At 41.6% G+C, this 23,776-nt stretch carries 13 protein-coding genes, 2 rRNA genes and 2 riboswitches (1 of these 17 cut by a window edge); all 15 genes read left to right on the forward strand.

Annotation, left to right across the window (positions count from 1 at the left end):
• The first annotated feature begins 4 nt into the window (after positions 1-4).
• The gene (locus NSS81_RS13755) at positions 5-760 is read left to right on the forward strand and encodes a PHP domain-containing protein (protein WP_342429265.1); all 756 of its coding nucleotides are present in this window, start codon (positions 5-7) and stop codon (positions 758-760) included.
• A 270-nt stretch (positions 761-1,030) separates the two neighbouring features.
• Positions 1,031-3,385 (forward strand): ABC transporter permease, encoded by a 2,355-nt coding sequence (locus NSS81_RS13760; RefSeq protein WP_342429266.1) that lies wholly within the window; start codon positions 1,031-1,033, stop codon positions 3,383-3,385.
• A 35-nt stretch (positions 3,386-3,420) separates the two neighbouring features.
• The gene (locus NSS81_RS13765) at positions 3,421-4,188 is read left to right on the forward strand and encodes an ABC transporter ATP-binding protein (RefSeq protein ID WP_342429267.1); all 768 of its coding nucleotides are present in this window, start codon (positions 3,421-3,423) and stop codon (positions 4,186-4,188) included.
• Positions 4,189-4,407: 219 nt separating this feature from the next.
• Positions 4,408-5,349 carry a MoxR family ATPase gene (locus NSS81_RS13770; protein WP_342434021.1) on the forward strand — a complete coding sequence of 314 codons (942 nt, stop codon included), beginning with the start codon at positions 4,408-4,410 and terminating at the stop codon, positions 5,347-5,349.
• A gap of 1 nt (position 5,350) precedes the next feature.
• Complete coding sequence (locus tag NSS81_RS13775) at positions 5,351-6,565, forward strand: DUF58 domain-containing protein (RefSeq protein WP_342429268.1); 1,215 nt, start codon at positions 5,351-5,353, stop codon at positions 6,563-6,565.
• Positions 6,565-8,760, forward strand: a complete 2,196-nt coding sequence (locus tag NSS81_RS13780) for a transglutaminaseTgpA domain-containing protein (protein ID WP_342429269.1) — start codon at positions 6,565-6,567, stop codon at positions 8,758-8,760. Before NSS81_RS13775 ends, NSS81_RS13780 begins: the two co-directional genes overlap by 1 nt.
• Positions 8,761-8,793: 33 nt before the next feature.
• A riboswitch (purine riboswitch) is annotated at positions 8,794-8,895 on the forward strand.
• 144 nt (positions 8,896-9,039) lie between these two features.
• Positions 9,040-10,569, forward strand: coding sequence for a glutamine-hydrolyzing GMP synthase (gene guaA / locus NSS81_RS13785; protein WP_342434022.1), 1,530 nt, complete (start codon positions 9,040-9,042; stop codon positions 10,567-10,569).
• 102 nt (positions 10,570-10,671) lie between these two features.
• Positions 10,672-10,773, forward strand: a riboswitch (purine riboswitch).
• A gap of 103 nt (positions 10,774-10,876) precedes the next feature.
• Entirely contained in the window at positions 10,877-12,202 is a 1,326-nt protein-coding gene (locus NSS81_RS13790; RefSeq protein ID WP_342429270.1) for an NCS2 family permease, read from the forward strand.
• Positions 12,203-12,360: 158 nt separating this feature from the next.
• Entirely contained in the window at positions 12,361-13,299 is a 939-nt protein-coding gene (locus NSS81_RS13795; protein ID WP_342434023.1) for an ABC transporter ATP-binding protein, read from the forward strand.
• 11 nt (positions 13,300-13,310) lie between these two features.
• A complete protein-coding gene (locus tag NSS81_RS13800; protein WP_342429271.1) occupies positions 13,311-14,495 on the forward strand; it encodes an ABC transporter permease in 1,185 nt (394 codons plus the stop codon).
• Positions 14,479-15,615: an ABC transporter permease gene (locus NSS81_RS13805; protein ID WP_342429272.1), complete on the forward strand. Its 1,137-nt coding sequence runs from the start codon at positions 14,479-14,481 to the stop codon at positions 15,613-15,615. Before NSS81_RS13800 ends, NSS81_RS13805 begins: the two co-directional genes overlap by 17 nt.
• A 92-nt stretch (positions 15,616-15,707) precedes the next feature.
• Positions 15,708-16,550 (forward strand): transcription antiterminator, encoded by an 843-nt coding sequence (locus tag NSS81_RS13810; protein ID WP_342429273.1) that lies wholly within the window; start codon positions 15,708-15,710, stop codon positions 16,548-16,550.
• Positions 16,551-16,731: 181 nt separating this feature from the next.
• The gene (ptsG, locus tag NSS81_RS13815; RefSeq protein WP_342429274.1) at positions 16,732-18,807 is read left to right on the forward strand and encodes a glucose-specific PTS transporter subunit IIBC; all 2,076 of its coding nucleotides are present in this window, start codon (positions 16,732-16,734) and stop codon (positions 18,805-18,807) included.
• A gap of 340 nt (positions 18,808-19,147) precedes the next feature.
• Positions 19,148-20,697, forward strand: a 16S ribosomal RNA gene (locus NSS81_RS13820).
• 194 nt (positions 20,698-20,891) lie between these two features.
• Positions 20,892-23,776, forward strand: a 23S ribosomal RNA gene (locus tag NSS81_RS13825); it runs 53 nt beyond the window's last position.
• Together the 16S and 23S rRNA genes form the textbook arrangement of a ribosomal RNA operon.

Raw genomic sequence — 23,776 nt, forward strand, 5'->3', positions numbered from 1 at the left:
AGTATTGAAATTCGATTTTCACACACATGCTAAATTATCAAAGAAGGCAGATTTCTCGATAGCCTATTACGAAGAGATGGCAAAGCAGGCATTACAAAGTGGACTTGATGGTCTTGCATTAACAGAGCATTTTAATACGAGTAATTTTCATGAGGTTTATGATAGGTTAGATGAACATTTTCCTTATGTAGATGGCTATTATAATATATTTGGGTTAAAGGTATTTCCAGGTATGGAAGTTGATATTTTAGAAGTCGGCCATATTCTATGTATTGGAGATTTACAAGATATTCGATCCATGCGTGAGCAGTTAACTGATTATACAGAAGAGAGATCATTTATTCGGTTTGCTGAACTATTAAAGCTGCGGTCTAACTACGAAATGCTTGTCATTGGTGCCCATCCTTTTCGTCCATCTACGGCATTAAAGGACCTAGATCGTTCTTTGTTAAAACAGCTGGACGCTTTCGATTTAAATGGGAAGGATTTGCATACTCGTGGTATTGAGGAAAATATCAGAGATGTAGATTTGCTTGGCCTAGCACTTGATAAACCTGTTGTCGGTGGTAGTGATACACATCAGTTTATGCAATACGGAGCAGTGTATACCGTTCTGGATAAGCCCTGCACAAATGTAACAGAGTTAAAGGATGTTGTTTTAAATAGACAATTCTCTGTGGAAGTGGCAGAAGATCTGCATGAACGAGTATCCGAAGCTAATCGGTTAAAAGCAATTTTAAAGTCGAAATTAGAAGTTTAACTCTATTAATCTCATAAGTAAAAAGGATATTTCAAAATAGAAATATCCCTTATTACTTTCGATTATTATTCTAATAACCTGTCATAGTCAACTTGCAAAAATAGTGCTACAGACGTAGTAAGGTATTAGTCTCTAGCAGGTTAATTTAATAAATATTATTTTGTATGATTACTTTAGTACGTTTAATCATCTTTTAGGTGAAGTCAACTCAGAAACCTGCATGTAAGAATATTATTAATTCAAAAAAGTATGTAGGAAGGGGGTAAAATTTTGTTTTTAAAAATGGTCAAGAACGATTTCATCAGGAATAAAATTTCAACTATTTCAGTATTTGTATTTATAACTCTCGCAGTTATTTTGGCAGCTAGTGCAATAAATAATATTGCCAATCTGATTCAGTCGATGTCTGAACTGCAGGAACGTGCAGTTCCAGCTGACATTACTCAAATGCATTCTGGAAAATATAACCAGGAGGAAATTGATAAATTTACAGAAGAACAGCGTGAGAATATAGCGATGCAGGAGACGATGGTTCTTCTGACTTTGGATGGAAGTAATATTCATTTTGGCAAAAATCAAACGATGGCTGGAACGGTACAGGATATTTCATTTGTTGTACAGAATAAGGAATTTGATTTTATAGTGGATCTGGATAATGAAAAGCTGAATGTAAAGGAAGGTTTCGTTGCGGTTCCCATCTATTTCATGGAACAATATGACTTAATAATAGGTGATTCGATTACGGTGATAAGTGGAGAGTATCAGCAAGAGTTTGTTATTTCAGATTATGCAAGAGATTATGAGATGAACTCATCACTAACTTCTTCGAAACGATTTGTGATTAATCAGACGGACTATAATGAAATGCTAAAAATGCTCGTAGGGGAACCAGAATATCTGATTGAATTCAAACTAAATGAAAACGGGGATTCTAATGCTGTTCAGACTGCCTACATCAAAGGAGGTTTACCAGCAAACGGTCCTACAGTCGGAGGCAAGTTCTTTCTGATATTTAATGCCATGTCAGATGCGACAGTGGCTATGGTTATTATACTGATCAGTGTACTTCTGATTATTATCGCTTCGCTTTGTATTAGACTTACGTTTCTGGCAACGATTGATGAAGATTTAAGAGAAATCGGAGTTATGAAAGCAATCGGAATATCCAAAAGGGATATTAAGAAGGTATATCTTAACAAATACAGAGTGATGTCATTAGTAGCAGGTATCATTGGCTATCTCATGTCCTTCGCAGTAGTGAATCTATTTAACGGTAATATGAGATTGTATCTATCTTCGGATTTATCAGGAAACTTAAAATATGGACTATCTCTTATCGCTCCAATATTTGTATATGTCATGATTGTGATGTACTGCAAGAAAGTCTTGAAAAGAATTGATAAGATATCTGCAGTGGAAGCATTACGTTCAACTATCATGGAACGTGGAAAGAACCGAAAATACAGTTTTTCACTGCTTAAGAACCAATTCTTCAGCACCAATATTTACATGGGAATTAGGGATGTATTTAAGCGTTTTAAATTATACAGCTTACTGTTATTTATTTTTGTCGTATGTACGTTTATTATCATTCTTCCGTTAAATATGTATAACACCATGAATTCACCGGAATTTTCAACCTACATGGGAATAGGTAAATCCGATTTGAGAATCGATCTTCGAAAGACAGATAGTATCACAGAAGATTTTAAAAAGCTACAGGAAGAATTAAAGAATGATTCGGATATTGAAAAGCATGCGGCTTACATCACAAGTTCCTATCAGGTCGAAAATGAGGAAGGTTCCTGGGACTATATAAATATCGAAACCGGAGATTTTTCCGTATTTCCATTAAATTATCTGGAAGGAAGTGCACCAGATAGTATAGGCGAAATCTCACTCTCCCATGCAAATGCGTCACAAGACGGATTAAACAAGAAAGTGGGAGATGAAGTAGTCGTAAAGGTTGGCGGGACAGAAAAAACTTTGAAAGTAAGTGGAATTTATCAGGATATTACAAATGGTGGAAAAACAGCAAAGGCGCATACCAGTCTTGGATTAAATGAAGAAGCCGTTCTTTGGTATATTTTTTACATGGATTTGGCTTCCCACGTTGATAAACACGTGAAAATGGACTACTACCAGAATGCCTATGATTCCGCTCAAGTAAATGATATCAAAGAATATACCGGACAGACACTTGGAAATATCATTGATCAGATGAGCACAGTTGTGATGGGGGGAATTGCCATTGCATTCATCATTGTTATATTGATCACTGCCCTATTCCTTAGGATGTTATTATCAAAGGATACATCTCAGATTGCCATTATGCGTAGTGTAGGATTAACTTCTAAACATATTAGGCATCAATATATGGCAGGAACATTGATGGTACTGATTTTCGGAATAATTGTTGGAGTTTTGGCTTCTACTTATTTAGGAGAATTTCTGGTAAGTATGGCAATGTCCACGATGGGAGCTGCAAAAATTCAATTTGTTCATGTTGGATGGCAGACTTGGCTGCTATGTCCGTTAGCGCTGATTGTAGTAGTTGGTTTTACAATATCTGTGTGCTGTAAGGTAACAGTTGAAGATGATTTATCTGTTGTGTTAAGAAGTTAGAACAGCTGAAAAAGGTCAGGGCTGGAGGAATATATATGAGCAAAATATTAGAAGCAAGAAATATGATCAAAAAAGTAGAATTAGGAAAAGACCATGAGCTTCTTATCTTAAAGAATATAAACTTGGAGATAGAAGAAGGTGAATTCGTATCTGTCATGGGGCCGTCTGGAAGCGGGAAATCAACACTGCTATATAATATAAGCGGTATGGATAGAATTACTTCTGGTAGTGTGAAATTTAAAGGTCGTGAAATCGGCAGTCTAAAAGAAGAAGAACTGGCGAAAATCCGACGGGAAACAATGGGGTTTATCTTTCAGGATATTAATCTATTAAAGAATCTTTCATTGATTGACAATGTGATGTTTCCTGCACTTGTATCAAAAGAAGCGGATAAAAATGCGGTAAATCAAAAAGCAAAAAAACTGTTGGAAATGACAGGAATTGAAAAGCTTGCAAATCACAATATCACTCAAGGCTCTGGTGGACAGCTGCAGAGAGTCGGCATTTGCAGAGCATTGATAAATGACCCGGATATCCTATTTGGAGATGAACCGACTGGAGCATTGGATTCCAAATCGACAGCAGAGATTATGTCAATTCTTGCAGATATTAATAAAAATGGGACAACCGTAATGCTCGTTACACATGACGTAAAGGTGGCAGCAAAAACTGAAAGAATACTGTTTATGGTAGATGGAACTATTGTCGCACAGAAGAAAATGCGTAAATACGATGTGCAGCAAGACGATAGTAAGCAAAGAGAAGAAAGTATTATGAAATGGTTAGTGGAAAATGGGTTCTAATTTTTCATTGGCATTTGCATAAAGTTCATATGGGGATTGATTAGGTCTAAAGGAAAAGTTCTTAAGAATGTTTGTAAGGAAAGGCTTCTCCGTCTATTTTAGAGTTTTTGAATATTGTGACCCTTTTAACAGGAATTTCCCTAAAAAAATAGAATAGTTAGATATGGTGTCATAAATTGGCCAAGTCAGTAAGGGGGAGTTACCTTGTCACACGAACAAATGAATCCCACGATAGAAAAGATATTAACAAACATTGAGAAAGTTATGATAGGGAAGAGAAATGTTGCTGAACTAAGTTTAGCAGCCCTGCTTGCAGGAGGGCATGTGCTGTTAGAGGATGTGCCAGGTGTTGGGAAGACGATGATGGTGCGGGCACTAGCTAAGTCTGTAAATGCAAACTTTCGCAGAATCCAGTTTACCCCTGACCTGTTACCGTCGGATGTTACCGGGGTCTCGATTTATAATCCGAAGGAAATGGAATTTCAATTTCGTCCTGGTCCATTAATGGGGAATATTATCCTCGCGGATGAAATTAACCGGACATCACCAAAGACGCAGTCCGCCCTTCTTGAAGGAATGGAGGAGGCGAGTGTGACAATTGATGGTGTTACGCATAAACTGCCCAAGCCATTCTTTGTTATGGCTACCCAAAATCCGATTGAATATGAAGGCACTTACCCGCTTCCAGAAGCCCAGCTAGACCGCTTTCTATTAAAAATGAAAATGGGCTATCCTGATATTGCTGAAGAGATGGAGGTTCTGAATCGAGCGCAAAAACAACCGCCGATTGAAGACTTATATCCGGTTATCGACCTTGAAGGGCTTTTAGCTCTTCAGCAAGAAATAAAACAGGTATTTGTTGATAATACGTTAAAGCGTTATATTGTTGACATTGTTAATGGGACAAGGAGCTACCGTGGTGTTTACCTTGGTGCAAGTCCAAGGGGATCGATTGCGCTGATGAAGGCCGCTCAAGCCTATGCCTATATGTATGGTCGCGACTATTGTTTACCTGATGATATTCAATATCTGGCTCCATTTGTTTTATCGCACCGGATTATTTTAAAGTCAGAAGCAAAGTTTGAAGGAATCTCAGCAGAAGAAGTAGTCAACCAGGTGGTTGCGAGAATTCACGTACCGGTAAAAAGGCTAGTGAAATAAGATGAGAAAATGGTGGAGTCCATTCAAAAAGGTATGGAAATTTATCGTCTTACTCCTTTTACTCCTCCTAACGTTTTCCTATGCGATGTTTCAAGGAGGATTTGTCAGTTGGTTTTTATTTTATAGCTTTCTACCATTTGCGATTTATAGTTTCGCTCTCTCTTTTTATTCCTTAAGCGGGATAGAGGTGATCCGCAATATTGAAAAATCCACCTACAATGCAGGTGAACCGCTAAGGGTAATGGTAACCGTGAAGCGGAGGTCATCCTTCCCGTTATTTTACTTGTTTATTGCTGATCAACTGGATGACATCTTAATGAACACCCACCAGCAAAAAAAGACAAAGGTACTTATTTTACCGGGTTTCAAAAAGGAATTTTCTTTTGATTATGTAATTGACAAACTTCCACGCGGAGAGCACTTATTCCACAGCTTTACTTTAAAGACTGGGGATTTGCTTGGCTTAATTGAAAAGGAAGTATCCTATCCTATTGAAAATAAAGTAATCGTCTATCCTGCCTACACGGACCTCCTCTATCGTCCATTTGAAAACCCCTTTGACCAAGGGATGACTGCTTCGAGAGAACGGGTGCAGCGAGATACCTCCATGGCAGTTGGGATCAGGGATTATCAGCCAGGGGATCGTTTTTCCTGGATTAACTGGAAAGCCTCAGCTAAGAGAAATGAAATTATGACGAAGGAGTTTGAACAGCGTCAATCCCATGATGTTTTTCTTGTTATGGATTGTGTACCCGATAAGCGCTTCGAGGCAATTGTATCCTTTACAGCATCAATGCAGCGTGCCGTCTTGAAAAAAGGAGCGAGGATGGGGCTGTTAACGGTAAGTGATCAAAGGAGTTTCTATCCGCTTGGGGGCGGGGAAAAGCAACAGCAGCTGCTCCTCTTTCACCTAGCAAAAATAAGGGCAAAAGCTAATGCCTCCTTTGATAAGGTGCTAGAAACAGAGGGCCTGTTTGTCCAACAAACAGTATCGTTTTTGCTTGTTACCACCCAATTAACTAAAAGCTTGATTGAGAAAGCAAGCTTCCTCGGACAGCGAAAAGGGAAAATTACACTGTTTCTAATAAAAGGGGAGAAAGAAGCACCGACATCTGCTGAGTTGTCATTGATAGCCATGGCCAATGCACGCGGGGTAAGAGTGATTATGGTACATGAAGGTGATTATGCCGCAGCCTTTTCGGAGGTGAATTTTTAATGAAAAGAGATTTACCCACCTTTCTATTGTATGCACTTGGTTTCTTGCTTTTATGGGAATGGCTGAGACCAATTGAACAATTAACAGATACTGAAGGTATTGAAATGTTTATCCTCTTTATGCTGATTTCATTTATGTGTTCGTTTAGTAAACTCCGTTGGATTTGGCAAACAGCCATAAAGATCGGCTTTATTTTATTTGCTATTAATCGATTTTATTATGAAGAAGGATTTTTTCACTTCGGGTGGTTGTTTGCCCTAATAAGCGACTTTTTCAGTAATATGGGTTTAATTTTCAATCGGAACTGGTCAGAATTATCAAATCAGTTTCGCAGTGTCCTCTTCTTTGTTTTACTATGGATCATGGTTTATTTAATTCATTATTGGCTACTAAACCGCCAAAAGATTTTTATCTTCTTCCTAATGACCATTATCTACATAACGGTTTTGGATACTTTTACGCTTTACGAAGCTCAAGCAGCGATTGTCAGGACGGTAATCGCAGGATTTGCTGTCATGGGGATGCTGACCTATTACCGAATTTTAGCAAAGGAGAATGTCAGTACAGAACCTTCCATGACTGGTAAATGGATGAGGCCGTTAGTTTTAATGATTACTTTATGTGTAGCAGTTGGGATGCTTGGACCGAAATTAGAGCCAATCTGGCCAGATCCTGTACCCTATCTTAAAGCTGCAGGTGATAAGGGCGGCGATGATCGGAATTCTGGTGTTTCAACTGTAGGTTACGGTGAAGATGACTCACAGTTAGGTGGTCCGTTTACTGGCGACGACAGTATTGTTTTTCGGTATGAAGCGAATGTGAGGAATTATTGGAAGGTTGAAACAAAGGATGTTTATACAGGTAAAGGGTGGATAGCTTCTGAGGCGAATCAAGTTCCATTTAGAAGTCAGGAATTAGTTCCGATTGCCTCTTACCCGCCGGAGGTAGAAACGACCGAGGATACAGCATCATTATCTTTGTATATGGAGTATAATCATCTAATCTATCCGGCAGGTATTCAAAGATTTGATCTCCCATTTAACTATTTTCTTGAAATAGATACATTTATGGAGAAAGTATCAATTTTTGATACGAATGCTAAGCCTGTTTTTCCTGATGCCTATACCGTTGAGTTTAAAGTTCCCAAATATAAGGCTAGCGATTTAAGAAAAACGACCGCGGTTGATGCTTCCCTAGCAGATACAGATTTATTTAGGAAGTATACTCAACTGCCAGAAGATATTCCAGCGAGTATTAAACAATTAGCAGAGGAAATTACAGCTGGCAAGACGAACTGGTTTGATAAGGCAAAGGCAGTCGAGCGATATTTTAGTGCCTCGGGGTTCAAATATGATCAAAAGAATGTGGCGATACCTGGGGATGAAGAAGACTATGTTGAACAATTTCTATTTGATACAAAAATAGGGTATTGTGATAATTTCTCGACGTCGATGGCTGTTATGCTTCGAACGCTTGGCATTCCGACCCGTTGGGTAAAAGGATATACGGGCGGAGAATTCATAAACTCCAGCAGTGAAAATTTATCGAGAGAGATTTATGAAGTGACGAACAATAATGCCCATTCTTGGGTGGAGGTCTATTTTCCCAATCAAGGCTGGGTCCCTTTTGAGCCGACAATGGGGTTCACAAATGAAGTTTCCATCAGTTACTTAAATGAAGATGGGACTCCGGATAGCACGGAAGTAACGGCACCGCCGGCAGCAAAGCCGCAAGAGGAACTCCCTTCAGATAACGATAGTAAAGCGAAACAGGAAAAATCCTTTGAGTTGAAACCATTTTGGGAGAACACTCAATCGTTTTTTAGGGAATATTGGAAACTGCTACTAATTAGTGTTATCGTTGCTGCGGCAGTAGCGGGGATTGTTTACCTTAATCGCGGAAAATGGGTCCCACGTTATTATTTACTTCGTTACCGGTTTAAGAAAAAGGATGATAGTATCGCAGAAGCCTATCTTGTTTTATTAGCCCAATTGGAACGATTAGGATTAAAGCGCAAAGAGAATCAAACGCTAAGAAGTTATGCCCGCTATATTGATTCCTTCTTTTCATCGAGAGAAATGTCGAGGATAACAAAACAATATGAGGAATACTTATATCATCAGCATCTCCCAGAGGGAAGCTGGAAAGAAACACATGAATTATGGGAAAATTTAATTAAAAAGACAATCGCTTGACCAGAAAAACAACCTACTGATACAATAGGCAGGAATTTAATATTACGTTTTCTTCATATATCCTCGAAAATATGGATCGAGAGTCTCTACCGGGTCGCCGTAAATGGCCTGACTATGAAGGCGGAAATTTCTGTTTTAGCATTCACAAGAAAACTAGAATTCTGCCTTCCTGACTTTTTTTGGAGGGCGAATGCTAGTTTTCTTTTTTTTCTGCAACTTTTTTACTGGTAATGTGAATACTAAGAGCACTATTTGGAAGAGGTGGCTAATTTGACAGGCATGAAAGATATGATCGTTGTTTTAGATTTTGGAAGCCAATATAATCAGTTGATTACACGCCGTATTCGGGAATTTGGGGTATATAGTGAACTGCACCCGCATACTATTACCGCAGAGGAAATTAGAAAAATGAATCCAAAAGGAATAATTTTTTCTGGCGGACCTAATAGCGTGTATGATGAAAATTCCTTTCGCTGTGATGAAGAGATTTTCGAAATGGGTCTGCCCATTTTAGGAATTTGCTATGGAATGCAATTAATGACTGTTCATTTTGATGGTAAGGTTGAAAAAGCAAAGAATCGCGAATATGGCAAGGCTGTTATGAACCTTGAACATCAGACAAAGCTGTTTAAAGATTTGCCTGAGGCGCAGACCGTCTGGATGAGCCATGGCGATTTAGTTGTCGAAGCACCGCAGGGTTTTAATGTAGATGGAACAAGCCCATCCTGTCCGATCGCTGCTATGAGTAATGAGGAACGAAAGCTTTATGCGGTTCAATTTCATCCAGAAGTGCGCCATTCTGTTTATGGTAATGAACTGCTTAAGAATTTTGTGTTTAACGTTTGTGGCAGTAGTGGAGATTGGTCGATGGAAAACTATATTGAAATGGAAATCGCCAAGATCCGTGAGCAGGTAGGCTCGAAGAAAGTCCTATGTGCACTTAGCGGCGGTGTAGATTCCTCCGTTGTTGCTGTACTCATTCATAAAGCAATCGGCAATCAACTTACATGTATTTTTGTTGACCATGGTCTGCTCCGTAAGAATGAGGCCGACCAAGTCATGGAGACTTTGGCAGAGGGTTTTCATATGAATGTAATTAAAGTAGATGCGAAAGACCGGTTCTTTTCAAAATTAGAAGGTGTTTCCGATCCAGAGCAGAAGCGGAAAATTATTGGAAATGAGTTTATTTATGTATTTGATGACGAAGCAACGAAGCTTGAGGGAATTGAATTTTTAGCTCAAGGTACGCTTTACACCGATATTATCGAAAGCGGTACGGCAACAGCACAAACAATTAAGTCTCATCATAATGTCGGCGGATTGCCTGAAGATATGCAGTTTACCTTGATTGAACCGCTAAAAACTTTGTTTAAAGATGAAGTTCGTGCACTTGGAACAGAGCTTGGAATGCCGGATGACATTGTTTGGAGACAGCCATTCCCAGGTCCAGGTCTTGGTATACGCGTACTTGGAGCAATTTCAGAGGATAAGCTTGAAATCGTCCGGGAATCGGATTGGATTCTTCGTGAAGAAATTAAAAAGGCAGGACTTGACCGTGAGATTTGGCAATATTTCACCGTGCTCCCGGATATCCGCAGTGTCGGTGTCATGGGTGACGCACGTACCTACGATTACACGATCGGTATTCGTGCAGTGACATCTATTGATGGGATGACGTCAGATTGGGCAAGAATTCCGTGGGATGTGCTGGAAGTGATTTCAACAAGAATTGTAAACGAAGTACCGCATGTAAACCGGGTCGTGTATGATATCACTAGCAAGCCGCCTGCAACGATAGAGTGGGAATAAAGAGTAAATTAAAATACGAACGATATTTATACTTTTATAATTATTGTTCGCATTTTATGTTTACAAGGTCGTATTTATCTGCTATTATAAAAAAGTATTTTAGGAATTACTATATTCATGCATCGTATAATATTGGGGATATGGCCCAAAAGTTTCTACCGAGCTACCGTAAATAGCTTGACTACGAGGCAGTGTTATAAAGCAGAGGCTCTCCCTCTATTTATCTACACATGCCAATAGTCAAGCGCTCCGGTAGAAGATACCGGAGCGTTTTTTTATTACAGCAAGATTCATAGGGGGAAGAAATATGCAAAAATATTTTCAGTTTAAAGAATTAGGAACGAGTTACCGTCAGGAATTTATCGGCGGCGTGACTACCTTTTTAGCGATGGCTTATATATTAGTAGTCAACCCGTTAACATTAACACTTGCTAGTGTAGAAGATTTACCAGATGCATTAAGAATGGATTATGGAGCGGTATTTGTTGCAACAGCATTGGCTGCAGCAATAGGTTCCATTGTGATGGGGTTACTTGGAAAGTACCCGCTTGCGTTAGCACCGGGTATGGGATTGAATGCATTCTTCGCATACACAGTTGTTTTAGGAAGTGGTATTCCTTGGGAGCATGCACTAGGAGCCGTATTTGTTTCCGGAGTGTTTTTCTTTATACTGACTATGACCGGTCTTCGTGAAAAACTTATTAACGCCATTCCTGTTGAGCTGAAGCATGCGGTTGGTGCAGGAATTGGATTATTCATTACGTTCGTTGGTTTGCAAAGCGCTCAAATTATAGTAAACAATGATGCTACACTTGTTGGATTAGGTGATTTGACAGCAGGTCCTACATTACTTGCGATATTTGGAATTGTCGTTACCGTTATTTTAATGACTAAAGGTGTTAAAGGCGGCGTATTTTATGGAATGATCATTACTGCTGTTGTAGGGATGCTTTTCAATTTAATAGATACTCCTGAAAAAATTGTTGATACTGTACCAAGCTTAGCTCCAACCTTTGGAGCAGCTATTACTTCATTAGGTGATAGTTCCTTTTATTCAACTGCAATGGTTGGTATCGTCCTTACCTTTTTATTCGTTGATTTCTTTGACAATGCAGGAACACTTGTAGCTGTAGCAAATCAAGCAGGTATGATTAAAGATAATAAATTACCGCGTGCTGGTCGGGCGCTAATCTCCGATTCTATTGCAACAACAGTCGGTGCGGTACTTGGAACATCAACGGTTACATCGTATGTAGAATCTTCTGCAGGGGTGGCAGCTGGGGCGAAAACTGGATTTGCGTCCTTGGTTACGGCAGGATTATTTATCCTATCACTATTTTTCTTCCCGTTGTTATCCGTTGTTACCGCAGCAGTCACGGCTCCTGCCTTAATTATTGTAGGAGTGCTGATGGCCGCGTCTTTAAGAAAAATTGATTGGTCTCGTTTTGAGATTGCCGTTCCATCGTTTTTGACGATGATTGTTATGCCGTTATCTTACAGTATTGCAACAGGGATCGCGGTCGGCTTTATCTTCTACCCAATTACCATGATTGTAAAAGGGAAAATGAAAGAAGTTCATCCAATCATGTATTTCTTCTTTGTTATCTTTATCCTGTATTTTATTTTCTTATAATAGTGTGGAGGGGCTGTGAATTTCACAGTCCCTTTTTTTGATTTATTAATTTCACGTAAAATTCATAATCTTTGCAATAAAAAATGTGTTTTTTTCGTCAACTTCAGTATGATTAATCATGTAAGGAGATAAAGAGTAAGGAGTGATTTGTAATGAATATCCTAAGCGTTCATGATCTGCGTAAAAGCTTTGGAGAGTTGGAGGCTGTGAAGGGGGTGTCCTTTACGGTTGAAAAAGGTGAATCTTTTAGTTTACTAGGTCCAAATGGAGCAGGGAAATCAACGATAATCAATATGATTACTGGTTTGTTTTCTCCAACAGCAGGAGCCATACATATAAACGATATCAATGTTGTCAAAAACCCAAAACAGGCGCAAAAATTAATCGGGGTTGTCCCGCAGGAAATTGCTCTATATGAGACAATGTCTGCCAGGGAAAATCTGAAATTTTGGGGAAGGATGTACAATCTGTCCGGAAAGGCTCTAGAAAAAAGTGTCGACGAAGTCCTCGAAATTATTGGCTTAACTGAAAGGGCAAAAGATAAGATTGAGACCTTCTCAGGCGGGATGAAAAGGCGGGTAAATATTGGCGCGGCTATTTTACATCATCCGCAAATACTAATTATGGATGAGCCAACAGTGGGAATTGATCCCCAATCAAGAAATCACATTTTAGAAACGGTAAAACGATTAAACAATCAGGGAATGACGATTATTTACACTAGTCATTATATGGAAGAGGTGGAATACCTTTGTGAACGAATTGGGATTATTGATCACGGCGAATTAATTGCTTGTGGTACGTTACGTGAACTTAGGGAGACAATTGGTGATCGTTCAAGGATGATTATTATGTTTAATAGGGAAAGAGCTGATTTGGTAAAGATTAATCAAACCTTAACGAGTTTATTTCTTGAAAAAGATTTCGAGGTCAACGACAGCCAAATAGTCGTTTTTCATAAACAGCCTCAGTTAATATTAAGTGATCTTATCCAAGGTGTGACAGAAACTGGGACGAAGGTTACCTCTGTAGAAATTGTCGAACCAAACCTTGAAAGTGTCTTTTTGCATCTAACAGGAAGAAATTTAAGAGATTAGGGGGGGTAAATATGTTTTTCTGGTGGCTTGCTTTAAAAGATTTACTTACCATCGTCCGTGATAAAAAGGCCCTTTTAACCCTTATCTTGATGCCGCTGCTGTTAATCGCGATTTTAGGATCAGCCTTTGGCGATATGTTGAAGGAGCCCGAAGATAGTACGATTCAGAAATTCACTCTGGGAGTGGTTAATTTAGATAAAGGTCAGCTTAGTAAACTATTAACAACTGAGGTTTTTGAAAAACAATTATCAAGTCAGATTGATGTTGTTTATTATCAGGAAGAAGAATTATCTAAAAAAATCAATGCCCGCAAACTTGATGTGGGGATTGTCATTGAATCAGATTTCACCTCAGCATTGATGTCGGGAAAATCAGCTAAAATAAAGCTATTAACGGTTCCTGACCCTGGAATAAAATCGACGATTGTTTCAAGCGTGATTGAACAATTTTCACAATCGATTCCAGTCGAGGCGACAGCGGCTAGCCTCGCCCAACCTGTCGCTGGGAATACAGATGTCCTCTCCCAAGAAAGACAAAACAATCAACCGCTCCTAAATGAATCAGCCATCGATGCAAAAACAACACCAGTCAGTTCTTTTCAATACTATGCCGCAGCAATGAGTGTAATGTTTTTATTAATGACCGTCGTTCAGGGAGTTTCCACAATGATTCTTGAAAAGGAACAAGAGGTATATAAACGTTTACTGCTCACTCATTTAACTTATAACAATTATCTCGCTGGAAAAATGCTGGGATTGATTATTATCTGTTCAGTCCAATCGGCAATTATTATTATTGGCACCAGCGTACTGTTTGGGGTTGATTGGGGGAACTCTTTATTAGGAATTATGCTGATGACGATTGCCTTTGTGGTTAATGCTTGTGGTCTCGGTGTAATGGCAGGTTCCTTTATCAAAACAGAAAAGTCATTTAGCGTTGCTGGAAGTCTTGGAACGCAAATCATGGCGGCTCTGGGAGGAAGTATGGTTCCGTTATATGTCTTTCCTGAATGGGTCAATCTAGTAACAAAGTTCTTACCAAATGGACTCGCACTCCAAACGTATTTAGAATTTATGTCGGGTGCTAGTTTTATTGATGCCCTTCCTGCTATTAGCGGTTCAATCGGGCTAGGAGTTATCTTTTTTGCCATTGGTTTAATTCGCCTTTCAAGAGAAAGGAGTGGTCGTTTTGCTTAAAATCTGGACAATTTCATCTCTGCATTTGAAAGAATTCTTTACATCACCTGCTTCTCTAGTCCTTATGTTTGTTTTGCCCATCATGTTTGGCTGGATCTTTGGCGGGATGTCGATAGGTTCAGAGGAGAATAAACCAATTGTTAATGTAGTCGTGAATGAAGGAGGGGTCAGCGAGGAAATTGTGCACCTTCTAAAGAAGAATGACCATTTTGAATGGAAAAGTGAAACGGAGCAACAGGCAAAAATCAACGTTTCAGCACAGGAAGTGGTTGCGGCTGTGGTGATACCGGAAGATATTGAACAGCTAATATCTGAGAAGAAGCCAATATTTGATATTATTGTACAAACAAAAACGGAGGATTATCTAGCATTGCACCCGCATTTACAAGGAACAGCAAGTTTAATTAGTCGCTCGTATCAAGTCGCCCAGGGTCAGGATCCTACCGAATTCAAGAACTTGCTGACAGCCGTCATAAATAATAAAGGAATAGCTGTCGAAAAACAAATGATCCAGAAGGATAATACCGGCAAACTAGAAGTAAATTTAATGTTTGTTGGTTTTGCCATCATGTTCATGATGTTTGGTCTTGCGGGAGCGGCCTCAACGATACTCGATGAACGAATCGGCGGTACATGGGGGAGGCTGATGGTTGTCCCTGCCAGTAAGCTGCAAATCAGTTTCGGATATCTTTTTGCCTATTTTCTAATGGGCTGGATTCAGTTTACAGTGTTAATGGTTGTTATGAACTTCTTGTTTGATACGAACTGGGGAAACTTAATGTATATTATCCCTTTTGCATCATTAGTAATCGTTTGTGTAGTTGGTTTTGGACTGATGATTGCAGGACTCGTCAAAACAAAACAACAGGCAATGGCAATCAGCACTGTGTTAATCGTAGTTACCTGTATGCTCGGCGGTGTCTACTGGCCAATTGAGATTGTTCCTGAGGTTATGCAAAAAATGGCTTTAGCCGTCCCGCAAAGCTGGGCAATGTCTGGTTTTAAGGAAATCATTAGCGGCAGCCTTCATTTCAATACACTGCTCCATTCATCATTAGCATTACTAGGTTTCACGCTCGCCTTCTTTTTCGTTGGATTAAGGGGAATCACCTACAAGTAAGTGATGTCTAACTTTGTCGTTGACTTCTTCTTTTGCCTCTTATACGATAGTTATTAATAATAGTAGGATAGGTGAAATGGGGATAATATGGCATGGTGAGATTATTAATTGATAAAGTTTTAAATAACAATGTATTAATCGCAGAGCACCCCGCCTATGAAGAAGTTGTTTTGATTGGCAAAGGATTAGGTTTCAATCGTAAACGCGGTGATTTTATCGATACGGAAGCAGTAGAAAAACTATTTGTGTTAAAAAATGAAAAAGAGCAGGAAAGTTACATTAAATTGCTGCCTTTTATTGATAATGATTCACTTGAGGTAATTATTTCAGCGCTAGACCTTATTAAACAAAGAACGAATTCCTTGTTGCATGAACATATTCATGTTGCATTGACGGACCATTTAATGTTCGCGATTACAAGAGCATCACAGGGCATGAATATGAAAAATCCGTTTCTTGTTGAAACGAAAACGCTTTATCGACATGAATACGAAGTCGCTTCTGAGGTTGTTCAACTTATTAAAGAGAAGACTGGGGTATCCCTGCCAATTGGGGAAATTGGGTTTATTGCGCTCCATATTCATAGTGCGATGACGAATAAGAATTTGTCTGATGTGAATCAGCACTCGCAGCTTGTAAGCAGATTAGTTGGAATGGTAGAAGAGCAGTTTGAAATTGAAATAGATAAAGATGGCATTGATTATATGAGGCTTGTCCGTCACATTCGCTTTACGATTGAGAGAGTAATTAAAGGAGAACAGGTAGAGGAACCAGAAAAAATTGCTTCTCTATTGAAAGAAGAATATCCGGTATGCTATAATCTCTCATGGAAACTCATTAAAGTAATGCAACAAACGTTAAAAATGAAAGTATTCGATGCAGAAGCCGTTTACTTAACAATGCATCTACAGCGAATACAGAAAAAAATTAAATAGCTATTATTTTTTACGTGTTACTGATTCGATCAGGCATGAGTAAAAAGTTTTAATTGAATTAAAGTGTTAGGGGTAATCTATACCCATAGCTTTATTCAAATAAACTTTTACTCATGCCTTTTTTTGTGTTTATTTCTAAAAATTGCTTAATGAGTTATTAAAATATTTAGGAGGAACTTTTATGTTTAAAAATGCTTTCGGCGTTTTACAAAAAGTCGGTAAAGCGCTCATGTTGCCTGTTGCCATATTGCCGGCAGCGGGGATTTTATTAGCGTTAGGTAATGCTCTTCAAAACCCGACTTTATTAGATATAGCACCATTTCTAGATAACCAAGCAGTAGGAATGGTAGCGAGTATAATGGAACAGGCAGGTAGTGTAATATTTGGAAACCTGGCCCTTCTATTTGCAGTGGGTGTAGCGATTGGACTTGCTGGAGGAGAAGGGGTAGCGGGGCTTGCAGCAATTGTTGGATTTTTAATTATGAATGCAACGATGGGTACTGCTTTGGGAATAGATGCTGAAAGCTTAGCGGCTCATCCGCAAAGCTATGCTTCAGTTTTAGGGATTCCGACACTACAAACAGGTGTTTTTGGTGGTATCATAGTAGGTCTTATTGCAGCTTATATGTATAATAAATTCTTTGAAATAGAATTACCGTCCTATTTAGGATTCTTTGCAGGGAAGCGCTTCGTTCCAATTGTAACTGCAGCTAGTACAGTAATCTTAGGGTTACTTATGATTGTTATTTGGCCTCCGATTCAAGAAGGTTTAAATGCCTTCTCAACCAACATGGTGGATGCGAACAGAACCATTGCTGCTTTTATTTTTGGAGTTATTGAACGGTCATTAATCCCATTTGGGTTGCATCATATCTTTTATGCGCCATTTTGGTTTGAATTTGGGAGCTATACTAATGCAGCTGGCGAACTTGTTCGCGGGGATCAAGCTATTTTCATGGCGCAAATTAAAGATGGTGTACAAGATCTAACTGCCGGTACGTTCATGACAGGTAAATTCCCGTTCATGATGTTCGGTCTGCCAGCAGCCGCATTAGCGATATATCATGAAGCAAAACCTGAGAAAAAAGTTATCGTTGGTGGGTTAATGGCTTCAGCAGCCTTAACATCTTTCTTAACAGGTATTACGGAACCACTTGAGTTTTCATTCCTATTTGTAGCACCAGTTCTATTTGGTATCCACGCGATTTTTGCTGGATTATCGTTTATGACAATGCATATTCTAAATGTAAAAATTGGTATGACATTTTCGGGTGGATTAATTGACTATATCCTATTTGGGTTAATTAACCCGCAAACAAATGCATGGATTGTAATCCCTGTTGGACTTGTTTTTGCAGTAATATATTACTTTGGCTTCCGGTTTGCAATTCGTAAATTTAATTTAAAGACACCAGGCCGTGAATTAGAAGAAGAAGAGAATCAAGCACCAACTGGTAAAGCTAGTTCAGGTGATTTAGCCTCTAACATTTTAGATGCGATGGGCGGGAAGGAAAACATCGCTCATCTTGATGCATGTATCACACGTCTTCGTGTTTCAGTAAATGATAGTAAAAATGTCGATAAAAATCAGTTGAAAAGGCTAGGTGCAGCGGGTGTTCTTGAAGTTGGTGATAACATTCAAGCTATCTTTGGACCAAGATCTGAGACAATTAAGGGACAAATGAAAGATATAATAGAAGGAAAGAGACCTCGCTCAACTGTGAAAGCACCAGAAAAGGGTGTAGAACAACAAATTGAAGAAGTTAACCCTGAAGCACTTCAGACTGCAAGAAAAAATGAAGATGAAGGATTTTCTGCACCGCTTAAAGGGGAGCTAAAACCAATCACTGAAGTTCCAGATCAAGTCTTTGCGGGGAAAATGATGGGCGATGGTTTTGCGATTGTTCCCTCAGAAGGAATGGTTGTATCACCGGTGAATGGTAAAATCGTTAACCTATTCCCTACTAAGCACGCTATCGGTATCCTGTCCGATACTGGCCGTGAGATCCTTATACATGTTGGAATTGACACGGTAAACCTGAAAGGGCAGGGTTTTGAAACTTTAGTTGCAGAAAATGATGTGATTGAACAAGGCCAACCATTATTAAAATTTGATTTAGATTATATTAAAGAACATGCAACATCAACAATTACTCCGATTGTCTTTACGAACTTAGCGGAAGGCGAAAAGGTAGTTATCGTTAAAGAAGGGCAAGTTGCATTGAAACAAGTAGGCGTTATTCATATTAGTAAGTAAAAAATAGTCGGCCCCCGTTGGGGTCGGCTTATTTTATTTGAATTTAAGTTTGCGATTGGGATATATTGGACGGAATATTTTGTTGACGTGGAGTTGTAGGGGTGTTAGTATATTAAAGCAGTCGCAAACGACATGTTAACAACATAAAGATATTAAAAATAAGTGTTGACGTTGAGACTGTGAAATGATATAGTAATAGAGTTGCTTCTGAACGGGTCGTTTAGAAGTGAGGTAAAAGAGTATTTGTTCTTTGAAAACTAAACAAACAAGAACGTCAACAAACAAAATTTTTAACTTCTATATGAAGTTAAGCCAACGTAACAAAATGAGCTAATCAACTTTCTTGGAGAGTTTGATCCTGGCTCAGGACGAACGCTGGCGGCGTGCCTAATACATGCAAGTCGAGCGAATCTTTAGGAGCTTGCTCCTAAAGGTTAGCGGCGGACGGGTGAGTAACACGTGGGCAACCTGCCTATAAGACTGGGATAACTTCGGGAAACCGGAGCTAATACTGGATAATCCTTTTCCTCTCATGAGGGAAAGCTGAAAGACGGTTTCGGCTGTCACTTATAGATGGGCCCGCGGCGCATTAGCTAGTTGGTGAGGTAATGGCTCACCAAGGCAACGATGCGTAGCCGACCTGAGAGGGTGATCGGCCACACTGGGACTGAGACACGGCCCAGACTCCTACGGGAGGCAGCAGTAGGGAATCTTCCGCAATGGACGAAAGTCTGACGGAGCAACGCCGCGTGAACGATGAAGGCCTTCGGGTCGTAAAGTTCTGTTGTTAGGGAAGAACAAGTATCGGAGTAACTGCCGGTACCTTGACGGTACCTAACCAGAAAGCCACGGCTAACTACGTGCCAGCAGCCGCGGTAATACGTAGGTGGCAAGCGTTGTCCGGAATTATTGGGCGTAAAGCGCGCGCAGGCGGTCTCTTAAGTCTGATGTGAAAGCCCACGGCTCAACCGTGGAGGGTCATTGGAAACTGGGGGACTTGAGTGCAGAAGAGGAAAGCGGAATTCCACGTGTAGCGGTGAAATGCGTAGAGATGTGGAGGAACACCAGTGGCGAAGGCGGCTTTCTGGTCTGTAACTGACGCTGAGGCGCGAAAGCGTGGGGAGCAAACAGGATTAGATACCCTGGTAGTCCACGCCGTAAACGATGAGTGCTAAGTGTTAGAGGGTTTCCGCCCTTTAGTGCTGCAGCTAACGCATTAAGCACTCCGCCTGGGGAGTACGGCCGCAAGGCTGAAACTCAAAGGAATTGACGGGGGCCCGCACAAGCGGTGGAGCATGTGGTTTAATTCGAAGCAACGCGAAGAACCTTACCAGGTCTTGACATCCTCTGACACTCCTAGAGATAGGACGTTCCCCTTCGGGGGACAGAGTGACAGGTGGTGCATGGTTGTCGTCAGCTCGTGTCGTGAGATGTTGGGTTAAGTCCCGCAACGAGCGCAACCCTTGATCTTAGTTGCCAGCATTCAGTTGGGCACTCTAAGGTGACTGCCGGTGACAAACCGGAGGAAGGTGGGGATGACGTCAAATCATCATGCCCCTTATGACCTGGGCTACACACGTGCTACAATGGGTGGTACAAAGGGCTGCAAAACCGCAAGGTTAAGCGAATCCCATAAAACCACTCTCAGTTCGGATTGTAGGCTGCAACTCGCCTACATGAAGCTGGAATCGCTAGTAATCGCGGATCAGCATGCCGCGGTGAATACGTTCCCGGGCCTTGTACACACCGCCCGTCACACCACGAGAGTTTGTAACACCCGAAGTCGGTGGGGTAACCGTAAGGAGCCAGCCGCCTAAGGTGGGACAGATGATTGGGGTGAAGTCGTAACAAGGTAGCCGTATCGGAAGGTGCGGCTGGATCACCTCCTTTCTAAGGAATATCCTGTCTTAAGTGACAGATAACTGTTGATGTACTCTTGTTTGTTTAGTTTTGAGAGATCAAACTCTCAAAGCTTTTTTTATTCGTTCCTTGAAAACTAGATAATCGTAAGAAGAAGCAATAGTAAAACCAAGTAATCGCCATTTAGCAAGTCGTTTCTTTTCAATAAGAAACAAAACCTTTCAGGTTAAGTTAGAAAGGGCGCACGGTGAATGCCTTGGCACTAGGAGCCGATGAAGGACGGGACTAACACCGATATGCTTCGGGGAGCTGTAAGTAAGCTTTGATCCGGAGATTTCCGAATGGGGGAACCCACTGTTCGTAATGGAGCAGTATCTTTACCTGAATACATAGGGTATGGAAGGCAGACCCGGGGAACTGAAACATCTAAGTACCCGGAGGAAGAGAAAGCAAACGCGATTCCCTGAGTAGCGGCGAGCGAAACGGGATATAGCCCAAACCAAGAGGCTTGCCTCTTGGGGTTGTAGGACACTCAACATGGAGTTACAAAGGAACGGGGTAGATGAAGCGACCTGGAAAGGTCCGTCAGAGAAGGTAAAAACCCTGTAGTCGAAACTTCGTTCCCTCCTGAGTGGATCCTGAGTACGGCCGGACACGAGAAATCCGGTCGGAAGCTGGGAGGACCATCTCCCAAGGCTAAATACTCCCTAGTGACCGATAGTGAACCAGTACCGTGAGGGAAAGGTGAAAAGCACCCCGGAAGGGGAGTGAAACAGATCCTGAAACCGTGTGCCTACAAGTAGTCAGAGCCCGTTCATGGGTGATGGCGTGCCTTTTGTAGAATGAACCGGCGAGTTACGATTACATGCAAGGTTAAGTTGATAAGACGGAGCCGCAGCGAAAGCGAGTCTGAATAGGGCGTTTTTAGTATGTGGTCGTAGACCCGAAACCAGGTGATCTACCCATGTCCAGGGTGAAGTCCAGGTAACACTGGATGGAGGCCCGAACCCACGCACGTTGAAAAGTGCGGGGATGAGGTGTGGGTAGCGGAGAAATTCCAATCGAACCTGGAGATAGCTGGTTCTCTCCGAAATAGCTTTAGGGCTAGCCTCACGTTGTAAGAGTCTTGGAGGTAGAGCACTGTTTGGACTAGGGGCCCTCATCGGGTTACCGAATTCAGACAAACTCCGAATGCCAAAGACTTATCCGTGGGAGTCAGACTGCGAGTGATAAGATCCGTAGTCAAAAGGGAAACAGCCCAGACCACCAGCTAAGGTCCCCAAGTTTACGTTAAGTGGAAAAGGATGTGGAGTTGCTTAGACAACCAGGATGTTGGCTTAGAAGCAGCCACCATTTAAAGAGTGCGTAATAGCTCACTGGTCGAGTGACTCTGCGCCGAAAATGTACCGGGGCTAAACGTAACACCGAAGCTGTGGATTGACACCATTAGGTGTCAGTGGTAGGAGAGCGTTCTAAGGGCGTTGAAGCTAGACCGTAAGGACTGGTGGAGCGCTTAGAAGTGAGAATGCCGGTATGAGTAGCGAAAGATGGGTGAGAATCCCATCCACCGTATGCCTAAGGTTTCCTGAGGAAGGCTCGTCCTCTCAGGGTTAGTCGGGACCTAAGCCGAGGCCGAAAGGCGTAGGCGATGGACAACAGGTTGATATTCCTGTACCACCTCTTTATCGTTTGAGTGATGGGGGGACGCAGGAGGATAGGGTAAGCGCGCTGTTGGATATGCGCGTCTAAGCAGGTAGGCTGAGAAGTAGGAAAATCCGCTTCTCGTGAAGGCTGAGCTGTGATAGCGAGGGAAATATAGTACCGAAGTTCCTGATTCCACACTGCCAAGAAAAGCCTCTAGCGAGATAAAAGGTGCCCGTACCGCAAACCGACACAGGTAGGCGAGGAGAGAATCCTAAGGTGAGCGAGAGAACTCTCGTTAAGGAACTCGGCAAAATGACCCCGTAACTTCGGGAGAAGGGGTGCTCTTTGGGGTGAATAGCCTCGAAGAGCCGCAGTGAATAGGCCCAGGCGACTGTTTAGCAAAAACACAGGTCTCTGCGAAGCCGCAAGGCGAAGTATAGGGGCTGACGCCTGCCCGGTGCTGGAAGGTTAAGAGGAGGGGTTAGCGCAAGCGAAGCTCTGAATTGAAGCCCCAGTAAACGGCGGCCGTAACTATAACGGTCCTAAGGTAGCGAAATTCCTTGTCGGGTAAGTTCCGACCCGCACGAAAGGCGTAACGATCTGGGCACTGTCTCAACGAGAGACTCGGTGAAATTATAGTACCTGTGAAGATGCAGGTTACCCGCGACAGGACGGAAAGACCCCGTGGAGCTTTACTGTAGCCTGATATTGAATTTTGGTATAGCTTGTACAGGATAGGTAGGAGCCTGAGAAGCCGGAGCGCTAGCTTCGGTGGAGGCGTCGGTGGGATACTACCCTGGCTGTATTGAAATTCTAACCCGCACCCCTTATCGGGGTGGGAGACAGTGTCAGGTGGGCAGTTTGACTGGGGCGGTCGCCTCCTAAAGAGTAACGGAGGCGCCCAAAGGTTCCCTCAGAATGGTTGGAAATCATTCGCAGAGTGTAAAGGCACAAGGGAGCTTGACTGCGAGACCTACAAGTCGAGCAGGGACGAAAGTCGGGCTTAGTGATCCGGTGGTTCCGCATGGAAGGGCCATCGCTCAACGGATAAAAGCTACCCCGGGGATAACAGGCTTATCTCCCCCAAGAGTCCACATCGACGGGGAGGTTTGGCACCTCGATGTCGGCTCATCGCATCCTGGGGCTGTAGTCGGTCCCAAGGGTTGGGCTGTTCGCCCATTAAAGCGGTACGCGAGCTGGGTTCAGAACGTCGTGAGACAGTTCGGTCCCTATCCGTCGTGGGCGCAGGAAATTTGAGAGGAGCTGTCCTTAGTACGAGAGGACCGGGATGGACGCACCGCTGGTGTACCAGTTGTCTTGCCAAAGGCATCGCTGGGTAGCTATGTGCGGACGGGATAAGTGCTGAAAGCATCTAAGCATGAAGCCCCCCTCAAGATGAGATTTCCCATAGCGTCAAGCTAGTAAGAACCCTGAAAGATGATCAGGTTGATAGGTCAGAGGTGGA

The organism is Neobacillus sp. FSL H8-0543 (assembly GCF_038592905.1).
GTDB lineage: Bacteria > Bacillota > Bacilli > Bacillales > Cytobacillaceae > Neobacillus.